The 6,480-nt window shown below is 58.5% G+C and carries 8 protein-coding genes; 2 read left to right on the top strand and 6 right to left on the bottom strand.

Translation table 11 applies throughout. From position 1 onward, the window contains the following. Positions 1–97: 97 nt before the first annotated feature. The 5 genes from VMA09_05095 to VMA09_05075 all read right to left on the bottom strand — a co-directional run bounded on the left by VMA09_05095 (position 98) and on the right by VMA09_05075 (position 4,274). Positions 98–1,192, bottom strand: a complete 1,095-nt coding sequence (locus tag VMA09_05095) for a class II histone deacetylase (GenBank protein HUA32959.1) — start codon at positions 1,190–1,192, stop codon at positions 98–100. 215 nt (positions 1,193–1,407) lie between these two features. After that, complete coding sequence (locus VMA09_05090) at positions 1,408–1,821, bottom strand: hypothetical protein (protein ID HUA32958.1); 414 nt, start codon at positions 1,819–1,821, stop codon at positions 1,408–1,410. 62 nt (positions 1,822–1,883) lie between these two features. Beyond that, on the bottom strand, positions 1,884–2,327 hold the full coding sequence (locus VMA09_05085; GenBank protein HUA32957.1) for a hypothetical protein: 444 nt from the start codon (positions 2,325–2,327) through the stop codon (positions 1,884–1,886). A gap of 248 nt (positions 2,328–2,575) precedes the next feature. Further along, on the bottom strand, positions 2,576–3,082 hold the full coding sequence (locus VMA09_05080) for a nuclear transport factor 2 family protein (GenBank protein ID HUA32956.1): 507 nt from the start codon (positions 3,080–3,082) through the stop codon (positions 2,576–2,578). Position 3,083: 1 nt separating this feature from the next. Continuing rightward, positions 3,084–4,274 (bottom strand): acyl-CoA dehydrogenase family protein, encoded by a 1,191-nt coding sequence (locus VMA09_05075; protein ID HUA32955.1) that lies wholly within the window; start codon positions 4,272–4,274, stop codon positions 3,084–3,086. A 158-nt stretch (positions 4,275–4,432) separates the two neighbouring features. On the opposite strand from VMA09_05075, the gene VMA09_05070 reads away from it, so the two are divergent. Then, the gene (locus VMA09_05070; GenBank protein HUA32954.1) at positions 4,433–5,101 is read left to right on the top strand and encodes a cupin domain-containing protein; all 669 of its coding nucleotides are present in this window, start codon (positions 4,433–4,435) and stop codon (positions 5,099–5,101) included. Positions 5,102–5,121: 20 nt separating this feature from the next. Here the strand turns inward: VMA09_05070 and VMA09_05065 are convergent, their stop codons facing one another. Continuing rightward, positions 5,122–5,565 (bottom strand): PaaI family thioesterase, encoded by a 444-nt coding sequence (locus VMA09_05065; protein ID HUA32953.1) that lies wholly within the window; start codon positions 5,563–5,565, stop codon positions 5,122–5,124. Positions 5,566–5,754: 189 nt separating this feature from the next. Between VMA09_05065 and VMA09_05060 the strand changes: the two genes are divergently transcribed. After that, on the top strand, positions 5,755–6,477 hold the full coding sequence (locus VMA09_05060) for an SDR family oxidoreductase (GenBank protein ID HUA32952.1): 723 nt from the start codon (positions 5,755–5,757) through the stop codon (positions 6,475–6,477). Positions 6,478–6,480 lie beyond the last annotated feature (3 nt).

The raw sequence follows: 6,480 nt of genomic DNA, 5'->3' as shown, positions 1-6,480 counted from the left end.
TAATTTTGTGGCGTTTATTCGCTGTGTTTCTCATAACAAGAATCAGTGCGCCTGCGCCAGCACAACAGCGGTACTTATCGAGCCCTATCGGTCAGTTTTAAGGGATTCGCCCGAGGAGCTCGCGCGCTTGCTCGATGACGGCTTCCTGATGCGGCTGCAATTCCTGGTAGCCGCGACTTGTCGTCAGCTCGAGAAATGGATCGGCGACTTCGGTGCGGATTGCGGAAAGCTCCTCCACGATCGCAAGCCCGCAAAACGGCACGTAGGATTCGGAGTAGCCTCCCTCATGTGCGAGTACCAAACGGCCGCGGCAAAGATCCGACGCGCTATCGAGCAGCATCCTGGTCAACGCGCGATAGCATTCGCTGCTCAGCATCATGCGTCCGAGCGGATCGTAGGCGTTCGCATCGAGGCCGCTCGCTACGACGATCAATTCAGGCTTGAAGTAGTAAAGCGCCGGGACCAGCACGCGTTCGAAGACCGCGGTGTACGCGCCGATGCCCGAACCCGGCGGCAGCGGAACATTGAGATTCAGACCCTCGCCGCGACCCGCGCCATTCTCCGACATCGCGCCGCTTCCGGTGGGATAAAGATTGTCCTGATGAATCGAGATCGTGAGCACGTCGGGATTCTCGTAGAAGGCCATCTGCGTGCCGTTGCCGTGATGAACATCCCAGTCCACGATCGCGATTCGATTCAAACCCAGTATGGCGCGAGCATACATCACGGCGACGGCGATATTGCCGAAGATACAATAGCCGCGTCCGCGTGAAGGCTCGGCGTGATGACCGGGAGGCCGCACCAGTGCATAGGCATTGTCGACCGCGCCTCGTACCACTTCGGCGATCGCTGCAATCACGCCGCCGGTCGAAAGCGCCGCGATCTCAAAGCTGCCGGTGCCAAAGGGAGTCAGCTCGCCAGCGTCGCCGCCATGAGCCGCTGACATCTGCCGGATACGCTCGATGTAATCGCGGGTGTGGAACCGCAGGAGGTCTTCCTCAGTTGCGGGAGCCGGCCTGATCGCATGGAGCCGATCGAGCACTCGCGTCGCGGCGAGCAGATTATGGAAACGGCGCTTGGTCTCGGGATTCTCGAAACCGGCGCTCGGCTGGAGCGGGTACGTGCCGCCGCCCGAATCGTGCCACATGTAGGTCTCATCGAACACGAATCCGGTTTTTCTCGCTGTGGTCATTTCAAATCCGCCCGCGGGCTAGCCCCTGCCGTGCGTGAAGTGCGTCTCGCCAATCGAGAAGAATGTGCCCCCAAGTTCGCGAAGCTTTCCGCTCATGATCTGACTCACGATCGTTGATCCGATCGTTTCTACGCCGGATTGCCAGTTATCGTAAACGAAGACGATTCAATGAAGAAGGCCCGGCAGATGCCCGGGCCTTCCTACGAGTTGCGGTTTTAGTCGTTTGAGAGGAATTCGAGTTGATTGGGCAGGAGCAGATCGGCACTGCCGAAGGCGTCAGCTTCCTGGCCTGACGCGCTCATGCTTTGTGCGCAGAACTTGATATTGCAGTTTTTGTCGCCGGTACACGCATCCAAGCCTGCCTGCGCCCAGAACAAAGGATGCGCAGGAGCGAGCAGGCCCGCCAGTTCAAGCCGTGACAACGTCACCTGCGCGGATTGGCCGGGCGAGAGTGCCAGTGTCTTGATCTTGATCAGGTTGCCGTTGACATCGAAGAAATCGACCTCCGCGTGGCAGGTCGCGGTAGGCGGTATATTCAATGGCGAGAACGTCACATTCACCTGGGCGGTCTGACCTAAGCCGAGACCGATCAAGCTGCTCACAAATACGAATATCTGGATTGCTGACATTTTTTTGACCTCATTTTCTGAACGACGGAAATGCTATCGGGCGAAACGTTTTCGAAGAGGATTTATTCCTGGTCAAAATCGGGGGCGTTGATCGAAGGGGTGTCCAGAGCGCGAGTGACGCCTGTCAGCGTGTCAACAATTTCGACTGATTGCGTGATGTTGCACAGCGTGAAGTCGCAAGAATCGTTGCTTGGGTCGCAGGTGTTCTCGACTTGCCCCTGCTCAGTGAAGATTCCCAAACTGCCACCACTAGCGAGGTCACTCCGGGTGAACTTCAGGACGCCGGTCTGTCCGGGCGTGAGCGAGATCGTCTGATTCTTGACCGCGTTGCCGCGACCATCGAAGACAATGACATTCATGACGCAGGGACTCGGCGGGTAGTCGTCCGGTGCCGAGAAGCCGCCCGGCACGTAGGCCAAGTTTACCTGTCCGTACTGCAGCAAACCGAGGCTAATTGGCGCTCCTGGGTTCAGCAGCGCACTGATGAGCGCGAGCATTCCTAACATTCTTAAATCCTCCAGCGATGGCTTTATTGCCGTTTAGGAGGATATAGCGAATCTTAACCTTTAATACCACTGAAAACGATTAATAGAGCATAACCAGTATACAGGTACATATTGAGCTGCGTGGGCGCGACGATACGCAAACCCGCGAAAACCTCTGGCGAGGATTTCCGAGCTATACCAGGCTGGCAGGCCCAGGATGGAAAGGGTCTTCGAAGAGATCGGGAGCGTTCAGGTCGCGGACTTCTGCTTTACATCTTCGACTGCATGTCGGCCTTGCCGGTGGCCATGTCCGTGGGAAAGGACACATGCGAGTGGATCATTTTCCACTGGCCTTTCTGCTTCTGCCAGACGTCGGTCACGCGAAATGTCATATCGATGGGTTTGCCGTCTTTGCCGGTGCCGGTGAAATGCTGAATGCTGTTGGCCATCGCCATCTTGCCGTCCGATACGACGTGCATCGAAACGAACTCGACCTTCGGATTCTTTATCGTATCGAAGAACCCCTGGAAGTCGCCGCGCACGGCTTTTCGTCCATCGAACTCGCGCGGCGTGCCGATATCATAGACGACGACATCGTCGCTGGGCTCGTAGCAATTCATTAGCTCATCGACGCTCGTCGCCTGGGCGCATTTATGTTCGAGCGCTTCGATCTCGGCCTTGGAATCGGCGGCCCATGCTGGCGAAGCGGTCGCGAATGCGATTAGACAGATCGCCGAGGCGATCGCGGCCAGACTGAGTTTTGATTTGGTCGTCATATTAAGATCCTTTAGGAAGTTTGAGGACTCGTTCCCCGATTATGTTGTGCTGGATCTCGTTGGTGCCGGCCGCGATCGTGCCGCGCCGCGCCGCGAGCATCCGATGTGACCACTTGCCACGATCGATGGAACCGGCGGCCTGATATTCCAACTGACTATATGGTCCGAGCAGTTCCATTGCGAACGATTGAATACGCAGATTCAGGTCTGTCGTGCCAAGCTTGAGAATCGATCCTTCGGGACCCGGCGGCAGCCCCTTCAATTGCCGGGTGAGCTGACGCAGGCTCGTGTACTTGAGCGCCTCGGCCTCGCACGCAAACGCCGCGAGCTTCTGCTTTACATACTTGTCGTCCGAAGCCGGACGGCCGCCGCGATTCACCTTCCTCGCGAGGCTCGCAAGCTGGCGCACTTCGACCATCATCTCGGAGCGGCCGCCGTGAATGGTGCGCTCGAACATCATGTTGGTCATCGCGACCATCCAGCCCTGGTTCTTCTCGCCCACCAGGTTGGACTTCGATACCACGACGTCTTCGAAGAACACCTGGTTGAAGCCGCGCTCGCCCGTGATCTGCACCAGCGGCCGCACCGTGACTCCGGGAGTCTTCATGTCAACCAACAGGTAGCTAAGGCCCTTATGCTTGGGCAGACTCGAATCGGTACGGCAGAGCAATGTCGAAAAGTCGGCGTGATGCGCGTTGGAGGTCCACACCTTCGAGCCGTTGACGACGAAGTGATCGCCCATGTCCTCGGCGCGCGTCTCGACCGCGGCAAGATCGGAGCCGTGATTCGGCTCCGACAATCCCTGGCACCAGATTTCCTCGGCTGACGGAATCCGCGGGATATAGCGCTTCTTCTGCTCGGGCGTGCCCCACTGCATGAGCGTCGGACCGACGCGCGCGATGCCTTGAAAGTTGACCGTGGGCGGCGCCTTCGCGCGGTCGATTTCCTGGTGATAGATGAACTGCTGAACGAGAGTCGCGCCGCGCCCGCCATATTCCTTCGGCCAGTGAATGCACATCCAGCCGGCGTCATAGAGCTTGCGATGCCACGCGCGGCGCCGCTCGAATTCCGTCTTGGTGTCGGGATCGGCAAGCTCACTGTCATCCCGCCAATCGCGCGGAATATTGCTCTCGAGCCAACTCCTGAACTCGCGCCGAAACGCTTCATCCTCTTCGCTGAAATTGAAATCCATCACGGCCTCCAGCAAAGGTTCTCAGCCATCAGTACGCGCCGAGTCACGCGGGCAACACTATCGCGACTGCGCTGAATCGCAAGGGCCGCAAACCGCGACAAGGAGTGGCTTTATTGCCATAGTGGGGCGTCTTGAGATTCGCGCCGGAGGTCGAAATCGTGGCTGATATAGCGTCGCAGATATTTCGTGTGAATGAGGTCGAATGGAGTCCGCTTGCGCCGGGGGCCAAGGTCAAGTTGCTATGGACTGATGCTGCGACGAAACGGCGTGCGCAGATTATTCGCTTCGAGCCCGGCGCGGCGCTCCCGATGCATCGTCATGTCGGCGATGAGCTGATCTATGTAATCGAGGGAGCGATCAGCGACGAGCACGGCACCACTGCGGCGGGATGCGTTGGCTATCGGCCCAACGGATGCGTTCACAGCGTCGGCAGCCGCAACGGGGCGACGGCATTGGCGATTCTTACCGGAGGCGTCGAGCCAACCAGCGATGCGGCAGGCGCGCCGCCATCGCAAAATATCAACCCGGCTGAAATCGCATGGGTCGAAGCGATCCCGGGAGTGAGGCAAAAGCCTCTCTGGCTTGACAAGGAGACCAAACGGCGCGCTGCCCTGGTGCGCTTCGAGCCGGGAGCGCAACTGCCGCGTCATAAGCATCTGGGCAACGAGTTGATATTCGTAATCGAAGGCTCGAACTCCGACGAATCAGGCGAAGTGCTGGCCGGCAACGTCAACTACCGGCCCGACGGATGCGTGCACACCGTCACGACCAGGAATGGCGCGACGCTCTTCGCGCTCGTGACCGGCGGCGTCGAGATGATCAAGTAAGTAGTTTCGCGAACGTATTGCTATCGGGCCTTGGCACTAATTTCCCGGCGGAGTCCGCGTCCTTCGGCGCGGCGCCCGCGCAGCGTCATGCAGGTGCTCGAGGCGCGCGCGACGAGTTCGTTCTTGTCGTTCAAAACGTTGCATTCGACCAGGCCGATAGTTTTGCCGCCGCGAACCATGCGCGCTTCGGCGCGGAGCTTCGCATTCCAGACCGGGCGGAAGAAATTGATTTTCAACTCGATGGTCGTGAACGTCTCGCCAGCGGCAAGCGTGCTGCTGTAAGCGATACCCATCGCGGCATCCGCGATATCGCACAGCACGCCGCCGTGAAGCGTTCCCATCGGATTCGAATGGCGCGCGCCGGCTTCGAATTCGACCGTGGCGCGCCCGACTCCCTCGCGAATCAAGGTGAGGCCGAGAAGCGTACCGATCCCGGCGGGGAATTCTTCGCGGATTGCGGCCATCTGCGGTTCTTCCAGGCGTGTGGAACTATTCATAAGTTGGGTTGCCACGACTGTTCGATAGCCGCCTGGCCCAAAAGGTTACGACCGCGCAAATGCATCGGGTGTAACCTCCGATCGTCCGCGCGCATCTGAGTCGCACACGACGAGCGAGCCACCCGGGAATCGGACATCCGAGGACGGCAGTTGATTATGAGTCAGGGCAAGACGGCAATCGTAACCGGTGCTTCGCAAGGAATCGGCGCTGGTTGTGTGAGGACTTTCGTGGAGCGCGGCTACTCTGTCGTTGCCACGTCGCGAAATATCACCCAGTCCGGCGCATTCGCATCGTCAGAGAAACTTGCGTTGGTTGACGGCGACATTGGCAGCAGCGCGATTGCCCACAGAATCGCCGAAGTCGCAATCAACCAATTTGGATCGATCGACGCGCTCGTCAACAACGCCGGAATATTCTTCGTCAAGCCGTTCACCAGTTACACCGCCGATGACTTCAAAGCGCTCTCCTCAACAAACCTTGAAGGTTTCATTTACCTCACTCAACTCGCGATTAGTCAGATGCTGGCGCAGAAGTCGGGCGGCAGCGTCGTCACTATCACTGCGACTCTCGCCGAGCATCCGATCGCGGGTGTGAACGCCTCGATTCCGATGATCACGAAGGGCGGGCTCGAAGCCGTCACGCGTAGTCTCGCGATGGAATACGCGAAGGATGCGATTCGCGTGAATGCTGTCGCGCCGGGAGTAGTCAATACTCCCATGCATCAGGACGAACTCGAAGCCATGAAGTCGCTCTCGCCTTCAGGTCAGGTATCGGACGTCGAGGACATCGTCGATGCGGTTATTTACCTCACCGAGGCGCGTCGAGTGACCGGTGAAATACTCCATGTCGATGGCGGAGCGCATATTGGTAAATGGTAATTC

Source organism: Candidatus Binataceae bacterium (assembly GCA_035508495.1).
Lineage (GTDB): Bacteria > Desulfobacterota > Binatia > Binatales > Binataceae > JASHPB01.
Note: the sequence above shows the minus strand (reverse complement) of the source record. Positions and strands in the feature narration are given on the sequence as shown.

Coding starts and splice junctions, on each gene's coding strand:
- VMA09_05090 (HUA32958.1), bottom strand. CDS start 1,821: ATGTCAGCAATCCAGATATTCGTATTTGTGAGCAGCTTGATCGGTCTC.
- VMA09_05060 (HUA32952.1), top strand. CDS start 5,755: ATGAGTCAGGGCAAGACGGCAATCGTAACCGGTGCTTCGCAAGGAATC.
- VMA09_05075 (HUA32955.1), bottom strand. CDS start 4,274: ATGGATTTCAATTTCAGCGAAGAGGATGAAGCGTTTCGGCGCGAGTTC.
- VMA09_05085 (HUA32957.1), bottom strand. CDS start 2,327: ATGTTAGGAATGCTCGCGCTCATCAGTGCGCTGCTGAACCCAGGAGCG.
- VMA09_05095 (HUA32959.1), bottom strand. CDS start 1,192: ATGACCACAGCGAGAAAAACCGGATTCGTGTTCGATGAGACCTACATG.
- VMA09_05065 (HUA32953.1), bottom strand. CDS start 5,565: ATGGCCGCAATCCGCGAAGAATTCCCCGCCGGGATCGGTACGCTTCTC.
- VMA09_05080 (HUA32956.1), bottom strand. CDS start 3,082: ATGACGACCAAATCAAAACTCAGTCTGGCCGCGATCGCCTCGGCGATC.